Origin of the sequence: Amycolatopsis sp. lyj-108, assembly GCF_046549005.1 — a bacterium.
Classification (GTDB): domain Bacteria; phylum Actinomycetota; class Actinomycetes; order Mycobacteriales; family Pseudonocardiaceae; genus Amycolatopsis.
The window spans coordinates 103,557-119,258 of record NZ_JAJPWQ010000010.1; the positions used below are offsets into that span (position 1 = coordinate 103,557).

Here is a 15,702-nt window from a genome sequence, read left to right on the forward strand (position 1 = left end):
AACGGCCCGGTGAAATACACTTTGCCGGGCCGATCCTGAATGGCGGAGGAATGGTGGCTTCGGCTAAGGAAACGAGAACGTCGCGCAGGGCCAAGGACCGGCTGCACCATATCCACGCCCGCGCCGGGATCCGGCAGGACGAGCTTGGCCGTGCGCTGGGCCCGGAACTGCGGGGGATCTGGGGCATCGCCGAGGACGCCGAGCCCGGCAGGGTGCGCGAGATCGTCCTTCTGCGGCTGAACCGCGTTCTCGAACGGTTCGCCGATCCGCTCATGCCCGAAATCGTCTGGACCGCCTACAACCTCGGCGTGGATCCGGTGGACGGCGGGGCGGGCATGGTGGGCCGGATCAGGACGATGGTCGACAGCGGCCGTGTCGCGGTCTCCGAGCGGACCTGCACCCGGCGGTTCTACGACTTCCTGGGGAGCGTCAAGAACAGCCTGGACGGTTTCCAGGAGGACCTCACCGGCGAAGACTTCCGGCTCGCTTCACGGTGGATTTCCGGCAACGTCCGGCCGGAACGGGAGCAGGCCGACGGCGGTCTGCGCGACCCCGTCCCCTCGGTCCTGCGGATGTTCCTCGACGGGACGGTGTGCGGCCCGGCGGACGAGGCGGGCGCCCCGGTCCCGGCCCGCCTCGGCGTGCACGGCGACTGGTTCTGCGTCTTCACCGACGAGCGCCTGCTTGCCGAGTACCGCGCGGTCACCGGCGCGGGCTGGTCCCGGATCCGGCACCGGACCGGCCGCGATGTCGTGCTCGCGGCCGCCGGCCGTGACGTGGCGACCGGGGTGCTGGTCAACCCCAGGCCGACGCGATCCGCCGGGATCCACGCCGCGCTCCCGCTCTCCCCGGACTCGATCGCCCGGCTGGCGATCCGTCGTTAGGGAACGGCGGGGGTGCCGCCTTCCCGGATCGGGAGGCCCGCCGAACGCCAGGCACGGAACCCGCCTTCGAGGTCGGTGGCACCCGGCAGGCCGAGCCGCTGCAGATCGGCGGCGGCCAGGCTCGACGAGTACCCCTCGTTGCACACGACGATCACCGTCGAGTCCGGTTTCACCTGCGGCAGCCGCCACTCGCTGTCCGGCGCGAGCCGCCATTCGAGGTGGATGCGCTCGACGACCACCGAGTCCGGGATCTCGCCCTCTTCGGCCCGGTTGACGTGCGGGCGGATGTCCACGATCAGGGCGCCGTCGCGTTGCAGCCGCAGTGCCTGCTCGGGTTCCGCCCGGTCCAGTCCGGACCGGGCGGCGGCCAGCAGGCTGTCGATAGCGCTCATCGGCTCAGTATCGGGGCGAGCGAGGGGATCTCGGCGGGGACTTCGGCGAGCGTGCCGAACTCGCGGGTCGCGACCAGCGGCGGCGAGTAGGCGTGGACGCTGGCGGCGGGCTCGGTGCCGATGCCGGTCACCTGGTGCGCGCGCCCCGCGCCGAAGCCGATGCCCTCGCCCGCGACGTGGGTGCGGCGCCGGATCGGGCCGCCGGGATAGCGGTACTCCTCGCCGATCTCGCCCTGCAGCACGGTGAACGAGCCGGACGCGCCGCCGTGGTCGTGCGGTTTGGTCTGCTGACCGGGCAGCCACGACAGCAGCCACAGTTCGACGCCGTCGGTCAGTGCGAGCCGCGCCCACCAGCGCTGATCCTCGTCGAAGCGCAGCAGGCCGCGCAGGCCCGAGGTGAGCTCGGTGGTGACCGTGGAGGTCAGCTCGGCCAATTCGCGGGGTGTCCAGAGCAGACGCTCGGGGTGCAGGAGTTCCGGCAGTAGCGGGTCGATCAGCTGCGGGTGGATCTCGAAGTCCTGGTCGGGAGTGATGGACGTGGTCACGGTGAGGCTCCTCGTGAAGTTCGCGGGCGCGGAAGCAGGGCCGAACGCGGCGCGACACGGGGTGCCGTCGGAAGAGGGGACTCAGCCGTGTCGCGCGGCGGTACATCCGCACGAGGCGACGAGGAGCAGGTCGATGGCCCGGCGGCGCCAGAAAGAGCCCCCGATGACGGGGAAGGCGGCGGACACGGACCTGATCACACCGCCGATGGTGCCACAGCTGCCTGCCGAGGGTCGCTTCGTCCCACTTCCTGGACCAGCCGCTTTCTCCCGACCGGCGGCCCGGTGCACACGCGCGCGCGTGTGCGGACACAATGGGCGCGTGAGCGAGCCGATCCAGCCCAGCGAACTTGACGACCTCGTGGTGAGGATGACCGGTGTCGGGGTCCGCCGAACAGGCAACGACCTCCTCGCCGACCTCGACTGGACCGTGGAACTGGACGAACGCTGGGTGGTGCTCGGCCCGAACGGCGCGGGCAAGACCACCCTGCTCCGGCTGGCCGCGGCCGAACTCCACCCGACCTCGGGAACGGTCGACCTGCTCGGCGACCGCATCGGCAAGGTCAACATCTTCGAGCTGCGCCCGCGGATCGGGTTCACCTCGGCCGCGATCGCGCAGCGGGTGCCGGGCGAGGAACGCGTCGTCGACGTCGTGGTGAGCGCCGGTTACGCCGTCGTCGGCCGCTGGCGTGAGGAATACGACAGCCTCGACACCGACCGCGCCCTGGAGCTCCTCGGCGCACTCGGCATCGCGCACCTGGCCGACCGCACCTTCGGGACGCTGTCGGAGGGCGAGCGCAAGCGGACGCTGATCGCCCGGTCGCTGATGACCGACCCGGAGATGCTGCTGCTCGACGAGCCCGCCGCCGGACTCGACCTCGGCGGCCGCGAGGACCTCGTCGCCCGCCTTTCGGAGCTGGCCCTCGACCCCGAGGCCCCCGCCATGGTGCTAGTCACCCATCACGTGGAAGAAATCCCGCCGGGATTCACCCACGCGCTGCTGCTGCGCGACGGCCGCGCGGTCGCCTCCGGTCTCGTGGACGACGTCGTGACCAGCGACAACCTGTCCAAGACGTTCGATCAGGACCTGCTGCTCGAACGGTCCGGTGATCGCTTCTTCGCCCGTCGCCGCTGACGGGTCGTACTGACCGGTAGCCTGCAATCTGTCTTGGACGGTTAAGGAGGACGGCGTGGGAGAGTTCGTAAGTCTCGAGGTCGAAGGCGGGGTCGGCACGATCCGGCTGGACCGCCCGCCGGTCAACGCGCTGAACAACCAGGTGCAGGCCGAGCTGGCCGAAGCGGCCCGTGAGGCCTCCGAGCGCGACGACGTGCGCGCCGTGATCCTTTACGGCGGTGAGAAGACCTTCGCGGGCGGCGCGGACATCAAGGAGATGGCCGAGCGCACCTACCCGGAGATCGCGAAGTTCGGCGCGGCGCTGACGGCGTCGCTGGCCACCATCGCGAACATCCCGAAGCCGGTCGTCGCGGCCATCACCGGCTACGCGCTGGGCGGCGGGCTCGAACTCGCGCTGACCGCCGACCGCCGGATCGCCGGCGACAACGTCAAGGTCGGCCAGCCGGAGATCCAGCTCGGCATCATCCCCGGCGCCGGCGGCACGCAGCGCCTGGCGCGGCTCATCGGCCCGAGCAAGACCAAGGACCTGGTGTTCACCGGCCGTTTCGTGAAGGCAGAGGAGGCACTCGCGCTGGGCATCCTCGACGAGGTCGTCGCGCCGGACGACGTCTACGCCGCCGCGCACAAGTGGGCCTCGCAGTTCGCGAACGGTCCCGCTGTGGCGCTCCGTGCCGCGAAGGCCGCCATCGACGGCGGTCTCGACACCGACCTCGCGAACGGTCTCAAGCTCGAATCCCACCTCTTCGCCGCGCTCTGGGCGACCGAGGACCAGCGCAACGGCATGAACTCGTTCATCGAAAACGGCCCTGGCAAGGCCACCTTCGAGGGGAAGTAAGCGCGATGACGCAGGTGAACGATCCGGCGCCGAATCCGCACGCCACCGCCGAAGAGGTCAAGGCCGCCTTCGACGACCCCAAGCTCGCCAACGTGCTCTACCACGACTGGGAAGCCGGGACCTACGACGAGAAGTGGTCCATCTCCTACGACGAGCGCTGCATCTCCTACGCGACGGACGTGTTCAACGCCGTCGCCGGTGAGGACGGCCAGCCGTACCCGACCGCGATGGAATTGGGCAGCGGCACCGGTTTCTTCCTGCTGAACCTGATGCAGGGCGGGGTGATCAAGAAGGGTTCGGTCACCGACCTCTCGCCGGGCATGGTCCAGGTCGCGCTGCGCAACGCCGAGAACCTCGGCCTCGACGTCGACGGCCGGGTCGCCGACGCGGAGCGGATCCCGTACGAGGACAACAGTTTCGACCTCGTCGTCGGACACGCCGTGCTGCACCACATCCCGGACGTCCGTGCGGCGTTCGCCGAAGTGCTGCGGGTGCTGAAGCCGGGCGGGCGGTTCGTCTTCGCGGGCGAGCCGACGAAGGTCGGCGACTTCTACGCGCGCAAGCTCGGCCAGTTCACGTGGTACCTCACCACCAACCTGACCAAGCTCCCGGTGCTGAACGGCTGGCGCCGTCCGCAGGAGGAACTCGACGAGTCCTCCCGTGCGGCCGCGCTGGAGGCCGTGGTCGACATCCACACCTTCGACCCGTCCGACCTCGAGTCGATGGCCCGCGGCGCGGGCGCGCAGGACGTCCGCGCGGTCACCGAAGAGTTCGCCGCCGCGCTGGCGGGCTGGCCGATCCGGACCTTCGAAGCCGCCGTCCCGCAGGAGAAACTGACCCTGCGCTGGCGTCTGTTCGCGTACCGGCTCTGGCTGCGACTGTCCGCTTTGGACAAGAAGCTGCTCGCCAAGGTGCTGCCGCGCGAACTGTTCTACAACGTGATGATCACCGGTACCAAGCGATCGTAGGTTGCCGTACCAGTTCAGCCTCGACGACGTCGCCTTCCTGTGCTCCGGCGCGGGAAGCGCGGCGCTCGCCGAATGCTCGTCCCTGCCGCTGACCGACAAGACCCGCATCGCCGACGTCGCCGCCGTGCGCCGGATCGCCCCCGAGCACGCGGCCGCGGTACTGGAAACGGTGGTGCTGCGGCGGAAGTCGTCGTCCAAACTGGACTCCGCGGACTCATGGCTTTTCACCGGTGACGCCCTCCAGCAGGCCAGCGCCACACTGGTCGCCCGGCACCGGGCTTCACGGCTGGCCGGTCGCGACGTCCACGACGTGACCTGTTCCGTCGGCGCGGACCTGATCGAGATCGCCCGCGTCGCCTCCCGGGCACTGGGCTCGGATCTGGACGAGGTCCGGCTGGCGATGGCGCGGCGTAACGCTCTCGAGGCCGGGGTTTCGCCCGCTCTGGTGCGTGCCGACGCGCTGCGGCCGATCAGCCGGGGTTCGGTCGTCGTCGCCGATCCCGCCCGCCGCGACTCCGCCGGACGCCGGGCGTGGAAGCCCGCCGATTTCCTGCCGCCGTTGGACGGGCTGGTCGAGTCGTATGCCGGCCGCGAGCTTTCGGTGAAATGCGCGCCGGGTCTCGATTTCTCCATCGCGCCGTGGGCGGACGAGGTCGAACTGGTCTCTTTGGACGGTCAGGTTCGTGAGGCCTGCCTGTGGCGCGGTGTGGGCTCGACGGTGTCGCGCCGCGCGACGGTGTTGCGTTCGGACGGTACACAGTGGACGGTCACCGACGCGGATCCCGACGAAATACCCCTGCGTGAGCCGGGTGAATGGATCGTCGACCCCGACGGCGCCGTCGTCCGGGCCGGACTCGTGCGGCATTACGCGGCGCGGCATGGCCTGTGGCAACTCGACGAACGCATCGCGTATCTGACCGGCGACGTCCCGCCGCCGGGAATCCGGGCGTTCCGGGTGTTCGAGCACGGACCGTACAGCGAGAAGAATCTGCGCGTATTACTGAAAAAACACGATATCGGTCGATTGGAAATCCTCGTCCGCGGTCTCGAAATAGACCCGGATGCGTTGCGGCGCAAGCTGAAACCTCGCGGTGGTGAAGAAGCGACTTTGGTACTGACCAGAATCGGTCGTTCTGGAGTAGCGTTCCTTTGCCGCGCGCAGCTGACGTGAGGAGTATTTCCCTGAGCCGGACCGGTCTGCTGAAACTGGCCGCCGCCGCGTGAAGGCCTACTACGGCGATGTCGTCGGTAGCGACGGCAAGCACCGGTACTCCGATGGCAGCCGCTTCGTCTCCGACACCGAACGTCAGGTCGAGGACGCCAAGCGCTACCTCACCCGAAGGCTGGACCGGACTACCTGCCGTGCGGGCTGACCTGCACCACCGTGCAGTACCAAGCGGGCACGCGGAAGCACATCGCCTCGACCGGCGCGACCATCCTCGCCAACTTCGGCGACCAGTTCAGCGACCTCGAATGCGGTTACGCCGAATTCCCGGTCAAACTGCCGAACCCGATGTACTACCTGCCCTGAGGGGAATATCCGCGCGGGCGGCGTCGCTGTGCCCGGTATGTCTGACAAGAAGGTGTTGAAGCCCAGCGCTGCCCACCCGATCACGGTGGAGCCGAACAAGGCGCGCGTGGTCGTCACGGTCGGCGGGAAGGTCGTGGCGGACAGCGCGAACGCGCTCACGCTGCGGGAGGCGAACTATCCGCCCGCGCACTACATCCCGCGTGCCGACGTCGACTTCGGTGTGCTGGAGCGGACGGAACACTCGACGTACTGCCCGTTCAAGGGCGACGCGGCGTACTACAGCGTCCGCACGGGCGACGGCGTCGCCGAGAACGCCGTCTGGACCTACGAGGCGCCGCACGACGCGGTCGCCGAGATCAAGGACCACGTGGCGTTCTACCCGTCGAAGGTGGACGCGATCGAAGAGCGCTGAGCCGCTTCACGGCAACTGGTTGATCCGGTCCCCGTCGGCCGCGAGCGAGGTGTCGGATTCGATCCGCCAGACCTCCAGCCCCGGTGCCTTGACCAGGGCATCGATGAGGGCCTCCTCGCCCGCGACGAGGGTCGAATCGAAGTCGACCTCGGTGGCCACGCACCAGGCGCGGTCGTCCGGCCAGAACAGGTTGGGCGACTGCGCCTCGAACCAGTTCGGCCGGGGCCGCCAGCCGAGTTCCGTCGCGGACGTCAGCGGTCCGCGGAAGAGCAGGTAGTCCCGGCCGGCGTGTCGCACGCGCGGCGCGTCGAGGTGCTCGCGGGACAACGTCGCCTCGTCGGCCCAGCCGTAGCCGTCCCAAAGGCAGAACCAGGCTTCCGAAGTGGCCGTGTGGTCGCCGAGAACGGCCAGCAGAGCGGTGAGGCTGTGTGAAGGCAGCGTGCCGCGTCCCGGCGGGGAGCCGCGCCAGCGCGAGCCGGTGAGATTCACCGGATCCGGGGAGCCGACCAGCGCGTGCCACTGCATGGCGCCATGGGCGCGCCGTCCCGTCTCAACCGCGGCTTCGCTCCAGCTCGACCAGCCGCCGCGATCACGCTCGGCGGGGTGGCAGACGCGGGCGTAGGCGGCGTAGCCACGGGGGACCGTGCGGCCGGCCGCGCCGAACGCGCCGCCGAGCCTGGAGAGGATCCAGTCGGCGGGGGACGGGTCGAGTACCGGTCGCAGCACGGCGGCAAGTCTCCAGCAAGATCATGTGCGGCGCATCTTGTCGGTGGGCGGGGGCATACTGCCGACGTGGGTGTTCCGCTGCGTCGCCGTTCGGGCCGTTCGGTGTACCGCGAAAGCACGCCGGTCGCGACCGTGGCCGGCGTGGTCGAGAGCGTCTGGACGGGCGTGGTGGGCGGTCGCCGTCCGCTGAGGGTGTTCCCGGACGGCTGCGTGGACCTGGTCTGGGACGGGCGAAGGCTCGACGCGGTCACCACCGTGCGCGGAGTGCTGCGGCACGAGCTGCCTTCGGCGGACTGGACCGTCGGGCTCCGCCTGCGATGCGGTGCCGGAGGCGCGGTGCTGGGCCTGCCGATGACGGAGCTGGCGGCGGGTGCCACCCCGTTGCGCGACCTGTGGCCCGCGAAGGCGCGCCGCGCGGAATCCAGACTGGCCGAGTGCGGGACACCTGGTGAGGCGCGGTCGGTGCTGGAAGCGCTGGTCACCGCCAGGCTCCAGGACATGGAGCCGCTCGGCCCGTCCGTCGCGGCCGCTCGCGCGTTGCGTGCGCCCGGCGCTCGCGCCGACAAGGTGGCTGCGGAGCTGGGAGTGAGCGAGCGCGGCCTCCGGCGGCATGTACGGCACGACGTCGGCGTCGGCCCGAAGGAGCTGCAGCGGGTGCTGCGGTTCCATCGGTTCCTCACGCGGCTCGAGGCCGTCGTACGGGACGGCTCGTCGCTTGCCGACGTCGCCGCCGAGGTGGGTTACGCGGATCAGTCCCATCTGGGACGGGAGTGCCGTCGGCTGTCCGGCGTTTCGCCCGGCGCGCTCGTACGATCCTGGACTGGCCGAAACGTTCCAGACTGAGACGGCCCGCCGAGGCGAAGATCGTGAAGTGCTCGAACCTTTCCGCGTCACCATCGACATCCGCACGGACGACCTCGACCTCAACGGGCATGTCCGCGGCCCCGCCTATCTCGCGTACGCCGATCACGCGCGCTGGGAATGCGTGTGGGCGGCCGGCGTGGACCCGTTGGCGCTCAAGGCCGGGAACCTCGGCCCGGTCAACCTCGAAACGACGATCCGGTTCCGCCGCGAGCTCCGTGCCCGCGCGCGGATCGACGTCCTGACCCGGTTCATCTGGGAGCCGGGCAAGGTGTCACGGGTCGTCCAGGAATTCGTGGCGCCGGACGGCGTCGTGGTGGCGGAGGTGGAAAGCCTCTCCGGACTGCTGGATCTCGAACGACGGCGGCTGGTCCCGGATCCTGGACTGCACTGGCGGAAGTACGCGGCGCGGCCGGAAATCCTCGGTCTGCCGTGATCAGGTGGCCGCCCGCTTTTCGTAGAGGCTGGTCGGCCATTTCGCCTCGGGCGGGTCGGCCACGTGCTTGAAGCCCGCGCGCTCGTAGAGCCCGCGCAAGGCCGGGTTGTCCCTCATGGTCGCCACGCGCACGAACGCTTTGCCCCGTGCCGCGGCCTTCTCGCCGACCCAGTCGATGATCCGGACGCCGAGCCCGGCTCCGGCCGCCTCCCGCGCGACCGCGAGGCGGCCCGCGTAGTAGGCCGGTTCCGCGGTCTCGCCCCAGAGCTCAGGCTCCGCCTCGGTCACCACACAGGTCGCGATCGGCTTGCCGAGTCCGATGACCAGCAACGCTTCACCCGCCTCGATCTGGTCACGCACCGACTCTCGCGGGAAGCGTGGTGGCCATTGACGGATTCCGCGCCCCGCCAGCCAGGCGGCGGCCTCGGCCAGCAGGTCGAGTACGACGTCCTCCTCGCCCAAGCGGGCCGGGCGGATGGTGGCGCCCGGCGTGAGTGGCTCGGGGCCGGTGATGATCGGCATGCCTCGATGATGCCCCGGCGGTGGTTGGATGTCTGTCGTGGTCGACGAGAACCTCGTACGGAAGCTGATCGCGGCACAGTTCCCTCGATGGGACGGGCAGCCGATCGCACGGTGGCCGTCCGGCGGCACGGTCAACGCCATGTTCCGGCTGGGCGACGACATGGTCGTACGGCTGCCTCTGACCGCGGGCGGCGCGAAAGACGTGCTGCTGGAGCAGGAATGGCTGCCCCGCATCGCGTCCCAGTTGCCCACGCCCATCCCCGAAGTGCTCGGGGCCGGCCGCGAAATAGGTGCTGCGTTCGCGAGCTGGTCGACGAGCAGTGACTCGCCTTGAAGTAGGTGCTTCCGGCCTGCCAGCTCATGGGGTGCACGCGCTTCCGTTGCGGTAACCGGTATCCGGCGGGGTTGGATGTCCCCAATGCCACATTGGGAGCACTGTGGTTTTGGGTCACCGTGGGCGCAGGGTTGGGCCGCCATATCGGAAGCGTCGCGGTGTCTGCGGGCTTTCCTTATGTCCCAGGGCTGGGTGGGTTGAGTGGTCGGCCTAGATCCTGAGGTGCATGGTGTTTCGCCGTGGTGTTCCGGTGGGGTCGAGGTAGGTGGGGGCGGTGAATTCGGGTAGTCCGTCTTGGGCGATGTGGGCTTTCCATTCACTGTGGTGGATGAGCCGGTGGTGCTTGGTGCACAGGAGCACTAGATTGTCGATCTTCGTTTCACCGTGGTGACGCCAGAAGACGATGTGATGGGCGGTACAGCGGGGCACGGGCATGTCGCAGCCCGGGAACGCGCAGCCGCCATCGCGAAGGGTCAACGCATACTTCTGGGCGAGGGAGACGGTGCGTTTGGAGCGGCCGATGTCCAAGGGTTCGCCTGCGGTGCCGAGGACGCCGGGTCGGACGCGGGCGTCGCAGGCGAGGATGCGGGCGTCGGTGGCGCTGATCGGTCCGACGAGGTCGAGGTGGGCTTCGCCGAGATCCCGCATGAGGTCCTCATACGACATGGTGACCAAAATGTGGGTCGCCTCGCCTGCCTGGCCGGGAAGGTTGCGGCTAGTGGTCTTCAAGCGGACGTAGTCGGTGAAGGCATCCCCGTAGCGTTCATCCTGAGTACGGGAATCCCGGACGCCGTCGATGGCCTTGTGCGGCTTGGCCATCGGATCCAGATCCGACTTCAACCGGGCGTAGGTTTCCAGGTCGAGGGTGGCTTTCAAGCCGAGGGTGCCGTCACGGTGTTTGACGAACCGCATCTCCGGACGGGTGTCTGTGGGGTCGTCGTTGCGGGGTTCCTTGCCGTCGGGGTCGAGTTCGTCCAGCAAGCGCCGCCCGGCGCAGGCGATCTGCCGCGGCCCCGCATGACGAGCAAGGTCGACCAGGATCTTCTCCCCGGCTCGTACATCTTCGTCGGGCACAGTGGAGGGGATGCGGGCGAGGGTGCGGATGATCGCGTCGATCTGCGAACCGCCGATCGCGCCCTCCGCGGCGGCTGCGGCCGTCAATGGTGCTAGGGGTGGTTCGGGGTCTCCACCGATGCACGGGCCGGGATGGAGGGCGAGGACGCGGTCGGCGCGGGCACTGGCTTCCTTGTCCGTCACGTGGAAGTCCTCGAAGATCAGCGCCGCTAGTGTCGAATGGCCCGAACAGCCGCGTACCCCGCGGGAATTGATTTCCGCGAGGATCGCGTTCTGTTCCGCGTCTATCTGACGCTTCTGGATTTCGAGTTCTTGTTTGCGGGCGTGCAGCGTCGCGGTGTCGACGCGCCACCACTCGGTGGGTGTCGCCGGGGTTGCGTCGTTGCTGGCCACGACCCCCACAGTACACCTGATCGAACAGGCGTGCGAGCCCTAATGGCCTAGCTCGAAAAGAATCCGAAATGCGCGTGCAGAGAAAGCAGTGAAGCGGCTTAAGAACGCGAAGGCGCTTAAGTAGCGCTTCGGAGAAAGCGGGAATAGTGGCGTCCCCGATCACCATGTCGGACGAGCCGACACGCCTCCGTCCACGGTCAGGTTGTGCCCCGTCAGGCGTGCGAGCCGGAACGGCCTAGCGGGAAAGAATCCGAAATGCACGTGCGGAGAAAGCAGCGAAGCGCATTAAAGGTGCGAAGGGCGCGAAGGTGAACAAGGCCGGTGCACGACAGTGGGACCCTGTGCTAACGTCGTCTCCGAGCCCCGTATGGGCCTACGCATGGAGGTAGCGGCTACTCAGCCACCAGAGATCGGCACACACCGTCTCTCGCATTCAGTCATCCCCGCGCAGTGGGATGACGCCTCCATGCGGTGCGCTCGAAACCCGGGCGTGCCAAGGCTCGTGTGCTCTTTTCCGGTGCTGGTTCCGCGCCTCCTGTCGACACATCGACGGGAAAGGACCGCATTGACCGGCTTCAACGACCAGGTGATCGAGGAATTCAGGCGTGACAAGGGAAAGCTCGGCGGCATGTTCGAGGGGTGGAAGCTGATCCTGCTCACCACCACGGGCGCCAAGAGTGGTAAGCGGCGGACGAATCCGTTGGGGTACCTCGAAATCGACGGCAAGACCGTCGTCGTCGCTTCCAACATGGGATCTCCGGACCATCCGGCGTGGTACCACAACATCCGTCGCGACCATCGGGTCACGATCGAGACGGGTGTCGAGACCTACGAGGCGATCGCGGCCGTTCCGCCGGCGGCGGAACGTGACGCGTTGTTCGCGCGGGTTGTCGCCGAGGAGCCGGGATTCGCCGAGTATCAGGCGAAAACGTCGCGCGAGCTGCCGGTCGTGATCTTGCACCGGATCGACGACCGGGTGCGGGGGATGGGGGACTTCCTGGTGGAGGTCCACGACTGGCTGCGGGAGGAACTCAAGACGCTGCGCGCCAGGGTGGACGACCTCGTGGCGGGCCGCGCCGAGTCGCTCACCATGGAGGAATCCTTGCGGGCGCATTGTGTTTCATTCTGCGAGGCGCTGACCAAGCATCATACCGGCGAGGACATGGGAGCGTTTCCCATGCTGGCCCAACGGTTTCCCGCGCTCGCGCCGACGTTGACGAAGCTCGGGGAAGACCACGCCGTCGTCGCGACGTTGCAGAAGCGGATCCGCGAGCTCGTGGAGGGCTACGTCCACGGTGAGAGTGACCCCGTTCGCCTGCGCGACGACTTCGACGAGCTCGCGGGGAAGCTCGAAGCGCACTTCGCTCACGAAGAGCGAACGGTCGTGACGGCACTCAACGTGACGGCGCCCGGCTGATCGGTGCGGACGCCCTGGGGTTTCGACCCCGGGGCGTGTATCGTAGTAGGTGGCGGCGCCTTCACAGCGCGACGCCGATCCGGCACGAGGCGGGTGGAATTCGCCCCCGGCCTCGCCGAAGACCGCGAACCAGCGGTCCCTCCGAAAGGTTTCACAGTCAAAACTCACAGCACGGACAGTGCGCTGTTCAGCCACCCGCTCGACTCCGAGGTCGAGCGACAGGACCCCGCGACCCCTCAAGGGGAGCGATACATGGATCTTTTTCGCGAACCTTCTTATCCCACACCGGAACCTTCGGCCGACGCCGTTCGTTGACGGAGTAGACCAACGTTTTGGGTGTCGTGTTGTCCAAGCACGCTCGCGCAGAATTCGTCGCGGGCGTCGTCTTCTCTTGCGTCGCGCCGTGACACCGGCTGACACAGCCGGTACTAGTCCTGGCACTCGACAAGAAGTGACGATATGACTTCAGTTCTCAACCACCCGGACAGCGCAGAGCGGCAGGCGCCACAGCCCCTGTTGTCCGGGGAGCAGACCAACACCGAAAACTTTCTCGTCAAGCTGTTCGCGGTGGTGCCGCTGCTGGCACTGGCCGCTTCCGTCCCGTTCGCGTGGGGCTGGGGGCTCGGCTGGGTGGACCTCGGCCTGGCCGCCGGGTTCTACTTCCTCACCGGCCTCGGCGTGACCATCGGTTTCCACCGTTACTTCACCCACGGCGCCTTCAAGGCCAACCGCGGCCTGCGGATCGCCCTCGCGGTCGCCGGCAGCATGGCGATGCAGGGCCCGGTCATCGGCTGGGTGGCCGACCACAGGCGCCATCACGCCTTCGCCGACCGTGAGGGCGACCCGCACTCCCCGTGGCGGTTCGGCAGCACCCCTGCCGCGCTGGCCCGCGGCTTCTGGCACGCCCATATGGGCTGGCTGTTCGACCGCGAGAAGACCAACGCGCAGCGGTTCGCCCCCGATCTGCTCGCCGACCGTGACATCGCCCGGATCGATCGCCTGTTCCCGCTACTCACCGTCGTGACGCTGCTCGCGCCCGCCGTCCTCGGCGGCGTGATCACGATGTCGTGGTGGGGCGCGGTCACCGCGTTCTTCTGGGCGAGCCTGGTCCGCGTGGCGCTGCTGCACCACGTCACCTGGTCGGTGAACTCGCTGTGTCACATGATCGGTGACCGCCCGTTCGCCGTCCGCGACAAATCCGCGAACTTCTGGCCGCTCGCCATCGCGTCCATGGGCGAGTCCTGGCACAACTCCCACCACGCCGACCCCACCGGCGCCCGGCACGGTGTCCGCCGAGGTCAGCTCGACATCTCGGCGCGGCTGATCTGGCTGTTCGAGAAGGCGGGCTGGGCGACGGAAGTCCGCTGGCCGAAGGCCGATCGACTCGGCCGCAAGCTCAACCCCGGCCACTCCCTGTCACTGCGCCGGACCGCGAAGCGGGTCTGAGCCCGTCAGCGGATAGCGCTCGCGATGGCGTCGATCAGCTCCGGCCCGTCGGACAACGCCGGATCGTTGTGATCGGCGCCGGGGACTTCGACCGTCCTGGCGCCGGCGGCCCGTGCCACGTCACGGCTCTGCTGTGCCGGGACGATCGAGTCCACGGCGCCGAAGACGACGGTCACCGGCGCCTTCACGCGCGCGACGTTGTCCCTGGTCGGAAACTCGTCCCGCAACAGCCACCGGACCGGCAGGAACGGATAGTGCAGCTGTCCGACCGACGCGAGGTCGACGAACGGCGAGCGCAACACGAGCGCGGACGGCGGGCGTTCGACGGCCAGTTCGGTGACGACCGCGGAGCCCAGGCTCTCGCCGAAGTAGACCAGCGGCACTCCGGCCTCGCGGACCAGGAAGTCCTGTGCGGCGCGGACGTCCAGCTTGAGCCCGTCCTCGGACGGCTCGCCGGGATTGCCTCCGTAGCCGCGATACTCCAGTAGCAGCACCGAGAGCCCGCGTGCGGTCAGCGCGCGGGCCATCGGCGCGCGGTACGCCCGGTTCCCGGCGTTGCCCGGTGCGATCAGCACGGCCGCCTTCGCGCCGGCGACCGGGAAGTACCAGCTCGCGAGGCTCAGCCCGTCCGATGTCGTGAGCGTGACGTCCCTGCCGCCGGGCAGGACGCCCGCGGCGCCCGGCGGCGGACCTGCCTCGGGGAGGTAGATCAGCTTGCGCTGGAAGGCGAACGCGCCACCGAAGACCACACCGACGATGGTGACGGCCACCGCCAGTGCGATCAACGCCTTTCCCCGTGCGGTACTCAGGGCTTCGTCGGGGGTAGGTCGAATTTCGCGAACAGGTCCGCGTCGATGAACGAGGTGATCTCGCGGATCCGATCGCCGCGGAAAGACAGCACGTTGATCGACCAGCCATGGTGGACGGCGTCGGCCGCTTCGCCGAGGTAGCAGGCGACGGCCGGCTGCCCGTTGGCGGTGACGACCTCGGTGCGCCAGCTCGGGCACCGGCCGATCGGGACCTCGACGGCGAAGCGGGACACGGCCTCGATGCCGCGGTACCAGTGCGCGAACGGCGGCATGGACCAGGTGACGTCCTCGGTCAGCAACGCCACGAGCGCGTCGGCGTCGCCGCGGTCCAGCGCGGAGGCGAAGCCCGCGGCGATCTCACGGACCCGGGGATCATCGAGCTTCCGCAGCGTCTGCTGCCGGTCGGACGGCGGGACCTTCTCGGCGACGATCGCCCGCGCGCGTTGCAGCGCGCTGGTCACCGCCGCCACCGAAGTGTCCATTGTGGACGCGATTTCGGCGGCGGAGAAGCCGAGGACGTCGAAGAGCAGCAGGGCGGCCCGCTGGTTGCCCGGCAGATGCTGCAGCGCGGCGACGAACGCCAGCTCGACGGCCTCGCGTTGCTCGTACCGGACGTCCGGCCTGCTCCCGCCGGGGTACGGGCCGAGCCACGCCACTTCGGTCACCGGGGCCTCTCCGAGCACCACTCGCTCGCTCGACGGGCCGAGGTCCATCGGCAGGGCGCGCTTCCCGCGCGCGGCCGCGACGTCGAGGCAGGTGCGGGTGGCGACGGTGTAGAGCCAGGTCCGCATCGAGCTGCGCCCCTCGAAGCGTGCCAACCCCCGCCAAGCCCGTAGAAGCGCGTCCTGCAACGCGTCGTCGGCGTCGTGGGTCGAGCCGAGCATGCGATAGCAGTGGGCGTGCAGTTCGCGGCGCAGCGGCTCCACCACGCGGTTGAACTCCGCCTCATCGGTGCGCAGGACGTCTTCGCTCACAGTCGACGATT

At 68.9% G+C, this 15,702-nt stretch carries 20 protein-coding genes; 13 read left to right on the forward strand and 7 right to left on the reverse strand.

Going from position 1 to position 15,702, the window contains the following annotated elements:
- The first annotated feature begins 50 nt into the window (after positions 1-50).
- Positions 51-884 (forward strand): hypothetical protein, encoded by an 834-nt coding sequence (locus tag ACLJO0_RS31115; protein ID WP_410582347.1) that lies wholly within the window; start codon positions 51-53, stop codon positions 882-884.
- On the opposite strand, the gene ACLJO0_RS31120 is transcribed toward ACLJO0_RS31115, so the two are convergent.
- Together ACLJO0_RS31120 and ACLJO0_RS31125 are read right to left on the reverse strand one after the other, a co-directional pair.
- Positions 881-1,276, reverse strand: coding sequence for a rhodanese-like domain-containing protein (locus ACLJO0_RS31120; RefSeq protein WP_410582349.1), 396 nt, complete (start codon positions 1,274-1,276; stop codon positions 881-883). The genes ACLJO0_RS31115 and ACLJO0_RS31120 overlap by 4 nt on opposite strands.
- Positions 1,273-1,821 (reverse strand): cysteine dioxygenase, encoded by a 549-nt coding sequence (locus ACLJO0_RS31125; RefSeq protein ID WP_410582350.1) that lies wholly within the window; start codon positions 1,819-1,821, stop codon positions 1,273-1,275. Before ACLJO0_RS31125 ends, ACLJO0_RS31120 begins: the two co-directional genes overlap by 4 nt.
- Positions 1,822-2,140: 319 nt before the next feature.
- On the opposite strand from ACLJO0_RS31125, the gene ACLJO0_RS31130 reads away from it, so the two are divergent.
- Genes ACLJO0_RS31130 through ACLJO0_RS31160 form a run of 7 tightly spaced genes read left to right on the forward strand, consistent with a single transcriptional unit; the run spans position 2,141 to position 6,699 of the window.
- A complete protein-coding gene (locus tag ACLJO0_RS31130) occupies positions 2,141-2,953 on the forward strand; it encodes an ABC transporter ATP-binding protein (RefSeq protein WP_125786841.1) in 813 nt (270 codons plus the stop codon).
- A gap of 55 nt (positions 2,954-3,008) precedes the next feature.
- Complete coding sequence (locus ACLJO0_RS31135; protein ID WP_410582353.1) at positions 3,009-3,788, forward strand: enoyl-CoA hydratase/isomerase family protein; 780 nt, start codon at positions 3,009-3,011, stop codon at positions 3,786-3,788.
- A 5-nt stretch (positions 3,789-3,793) separates the two neighbouring features.
- A complete protein-coding gene (locus ACLJO0_RS31140) occupies positions 3,794-4,756 on the forward strand; it encodes a class I SAM-dependent methyltransferase (RefSeq protein WP_410582355.1) in 963 nt (320 codons plus the stop codon).
- A gap of 1 nt (position 4,757) precedes the next feature.
- Positions 4,758-5,927, forward strand: coding sequence for a THUMP-like domain-containing protein (locus tag ACLJO0_RS31145; RefSeq protein WP_410582357.1), 1,170 nt, complete (start codon positions 4,758-4,760; stop codon positions 5,925-5,927).
- Positions 5,928-5,976: 49 nt separating this feature from the next.
- Positions 5,977-6,129 carry a hypothetical protein gene (locus ACLJO0_RS31150; RefSeq protein ID WP_410582358.1) on the forward strand — a complete coding sequence of 51 codons (153 nt, stop codon included), beginning with the start codon at positions 5,977-5,979 and terminating at the stop codon, positions 6,127-6,129.
- Between the two features lie 11 nt (positions 6,130-6,140).
- Positions 6,141-6,287 carry an HAD family acid phosphatase gene (locus ACLJO0_RS31155; protein WP_410582360.1) on the forward strand — a complete coding sequence of 49 codons (147 nt, stop codon included), beginning with the start codon at positions 6,141-6,143 and terminating at the stop codon, positions 6,285-6,287.
- Between the two features lie 37 nt (positions 6,288-6,324).
- On the forward strand, positions 6,325-6,699 hold the full coding sequence (locus ACLJO0_RS31160; RefSeq protein ID WP_410582362.1) for a DUF427 domain-containing protein: 375 nt from the start codon (positions 6,325-6,327) through the stop codon (positions 6,697-6,699).
- A 6-nt stretch (positions 6,700-6,705) separates the two neighbouring features.
- Here the strand turns inward: ACLJO0_RS31160 and ACLJO0_RS31165 are convergent, their stop codons facing one another.
- A complete protein-coding gene (locus ACLJO0_RS31165) occupies positions 6,706-7,425 on the reverse strand; it encodes a hypothetical protein (protein ID WP_410582363.1) in 720 nt (239 codons plus the stop codon).
- A 66-nt stretch (positions 7,426-7,491) separates the two neighbouring features.
- Here ACLJO0_RS31165 and ACLJO0_RS31170 point away from each other — a divergent pair, with 66 nt between their 5' ends.
- Together ACLJO0_RS31170 and ACLJO0_RS31175 are read left to right on the forward strand one after the other, a co-directional pair.
- Positions 7,492-8,268, forward strand: coding sequence for a helix-turn-helix domain-containing protein (locus ACLJO0_RS31170; RefSeq protein ID WP_410582365.1), 777 nt, complete (start codon positions 7,492-7,494; stop codon positions 8,266-8,268).
- A 28-nt stretch (positions 8,269-8,296) separates the two neighbouring features.
- Positions 8,297-8,722, forward strand: coding sequence for an acyl-CoA thioesterase (locus tag ACLJO0_RS31175; RefSeq protein ID WP_410582367.1), 426 nt, complete (start codon positions 8,297-8,299; stop codon positions 8,720-8,722).
- Here ACLJO0_RS31175 and ACLJO0_RS31180 read toward each other — a convergent pair whose 3' ends face one another.
- A complete protein-coding gene (locus ACLJO0_RS31180) occupies positions 8,723-9,244 on the reverse strand; it encodes a GNAT family N-acetyltransferase (RefSeq protein WP_410582369.1) in 522 nt (173 codons plus the stop codon).
- 28 nt (positions 9,245-9,272) lie between these two features.
- Here ACLJO0_RS31180 and ACLJO0_RS31185 point away from each other — a divergent pair, with 28 nt between their 5' ends.
- Entirely contained in the window at positions 9,273-9,578 is a 306-nt protein-coding gene (locus tag ACLJO0_RS31185) for a hypothetical protein (RefSeq protein WP_410582371.1), read from the forward strand.
- 210 nt (positions 9,579-9,788) lie between these two features.
- On the opposite strand, the gene ACLJO0_RS31190 is transcribed toward ACLJO0_RS31185, so the two are convergent.
- The gene (locus ACLJO0_RS31190; protein WP_410582373.1) at positions 9,789-11,045 is read right to left on the reverse strand and encodes a DUF222 domain-containing protein; all 1,257 of its coding nucleotides are present in this window, start codon (positions 11,043-11,045) and stop codon (positions 9,789-9,791) included.
- 565 nt (positions 11,046-11,610) lie between these two features.
- On the opposite strand from ACLJO0_RS31190, the gene ACLJO0_RS31195 reads away from it, so the two are divergent.
- Positions 11,611-12,462 carry a nitroreductase/quinone reductase family protein gene (locus ACLJO0_RS31195; RefSeq protein WP_410582375.1) on the forward strand — a complete coding sequence of 284 codons (852 nt, stop codon included), beginning with the start codon at positions 11,611-11,613 and terminating at the stop codon, positions 12,460-12,462.
- A 459-nt stretch (positions 12,463-12,921) separates the two neighbouring features.
- The gene (locus ACLJO0_RS31200) at positions 12,922-13,908 is read left to right on the forward strand and encodes an acyl-CoA desaturase (RefSeq protein ID WP_410582376.1); all 987 of its coding nucleotides are present in this window, start codon (positions 12,922-12,924) and stop codon (positions 13,906-13,908) included.
- 5 nt (positions 13,909-13,913) lie between these two features.
- Here the strand turns inward: ACLJO0_RS31200 and ACLJO0_RS31205 are convergent, their stop codons facing one another.
- Positions 13,914-14,693, reverse strand: coding sequence for an alpha/beta hydrolase (locus ACLJO0_RS31205; RefSeq protein ID WP_410582377.1), 780 nt, complete (start codon positions 14,691-14,693; stop codon positions 13,914-13,916).
- 20 nt (positions 14,694-14,713) lie between these two features.
- Positions 14,714-15,691 (reverse strand): sigma-70 family RNA polymerase sigma factor, encoded by a 978-nt coding sequence (locus tag ACLJO0_RS31210; RefSeq protein WP_410582378.1) that lies wholly within the window; start codon positions 15,689-15,691, stop codon positions 14,714-14,716.
- Positions 15,692-15,702 lie beyond the last annotated feature (11 nt).

Bases quoted from the DNA above. Each gene is read 5' to 3' on its own strand.
- ACLJO0_RS31115 (WP_410582347.1), top strand. From the start codon at position 51: ATGGTGGCTTCGGCTAAGGAAACGAGAACGTCGCGCAGGGCCAAGGAC.
- ACLJO0_RS31120 (WP_410582349.1), bottom strand. From the start codon at position 1,276: ATGAGCGCTATCGACAGCCTGCTGGCCGCCGCCCGGTCCGGACTGGAC.
- ACLJO0_RS31140 (WP_410582355.1), top strand. From the start codon at position 3,794: ATGACGCAGGTGAACGATCCGGCGCCGAATCCGCACGCCACCGCCGAA.
- ACLJO0_RS31160 (WP_410582362.1), top strand. From the start codon at position 6,325: ATGTCTGACAAGAAGGTGTTGAAGCCCAGCGCTGCCCACCCGATCACG.
- ACLJO0_RS31180 (WP_410582369.1), bottom strand. From the start codon at position 9,244: ATGCCGATCATCACCGGCCCCGAGCCACTCACGCCGGGCGCCACCATC.
- ACLJO0_RS31185 (WP_410582371.1), top strand. From the start codon at position 9,273: ATGTCTGTCGTGGTCGACGAGAACCTCGTACGGAAGCTGATCGCGGCA.
- ACLJO0_RS31200 (WP_410582376.1), top strand. From the start codon at position 12,922: ATGACTTCAGTTCTCAACCACCCGGACAGCGCAGAGCGGCAGGCGCCA.